Genomic DNA, 1,052 nt, shown 5'->3' with positions numbered 1-1,052 from the left:
CGTGTTCGTGTTCCCGGGGCAGGGCTCGCAGTGGGTCGGCATGGCGGCCGGGCTGCTGGACTCCTCGCCGGAGTTCGCCCGCGTGATCGACGAGTGCGAGACGGCCCTGGCCCCGTTCGTCGACTGGTCACTCACCGCGGTCCTGCGCGACAAGGACGACGCACCGAGCCTGGACCGGGTGGACGTGGTCCAGCCCGCCTCCTGGGCCACAATGCTGGGCCTGGCCGCCCTGTGGCGCGCCAGCGGCGTCAACCCGATGGCCGTGGTGGGACACTCCCAGGGCGAAATCGCAGCCGCCGTCGTCGCCGGCGGGCTGTCACTACAGGACGGCGCCCGCGTCATCGCCCTGCGATCCAAAGCCCTGCGCGCACTCTCCGGCGGCGGCGCCATGGCCTGGCTCGGCATCCCCGAATCACAAGCAGAGGAACTCCTCACCACCTGGTCCGGACAGATCTCCATAGCCGCGGTGAACGGCCCCTCATCAACCGTCGTGGCCGGACAGCCAGACGCACTCGACGAGTTGCTGGCGCAGTGTGAAGCGTCAGATGTGTGGGCACGCCGCATCCCCGTCGACTACGCCTCCCACTCCCCACACGTCGACCAGATCCGCGAAACCCTGGCACAGGACCTCAACGACATCACCCCCCGTCCAGGCCGCATCGCCTTCCACTCCACCGTGACCGGCCAAACACTGGACACAGCCGAACTGGACGGCACCTACTGGTTCCGCAACCTCCGCAGCAAGGTACGACTGGCCGAAGTCGTGGAACAACTCGCAGCCTCCGACGCCGTCTTCATCGAAGTCAGCGCCCACCCCGTACTCGTCTCCAGCATCTCCGAAACACTGGAGGCACAGGGCGCAACCGGCACCGCCGTCGCAACCCTGCACCGCAACACCGGCGCTCTGGAGCGATTCATCCAATCCGCCGCCAACGCCTGGTCCCACGGCATCACCATCGACTGGCCCACCCTCCTCAACCCCTACCACGCCCACACCCTCGAACTACCCTCCTACCCCTTCCAACGCCAGCACTACTGGCTCACACCCGAAC

Annotated in this window: 1 protein-coding gene; it reads left to right on the top strand. The window is 67.6% G+C overall.

Annotated features, from left to right (window positions below; translation table 11 throughout):
• Positions 1–1,052: acyltransferase domain-containing protein (locus tag G5C60_RS50740; protein ID WP_165271101.1), on the top strand; the 1,052-nt coding region annotated here is incomplete at both ends.

It is taken from the genome of Streptomyces scabichelini, from assembly GCF_011045015.1.
Classification (GTDB): domain Bacteria; phylum Actinomycetota; class Actinomycetes; order Streptomycetales; family Streptomycetaceae; genus Streptomyces; species Streptomyces scabichelini.
Note: the sequence above shows the minus strand (reverse complement) of the source record. Positions and strands in the feature narration are given on the sequence as shown.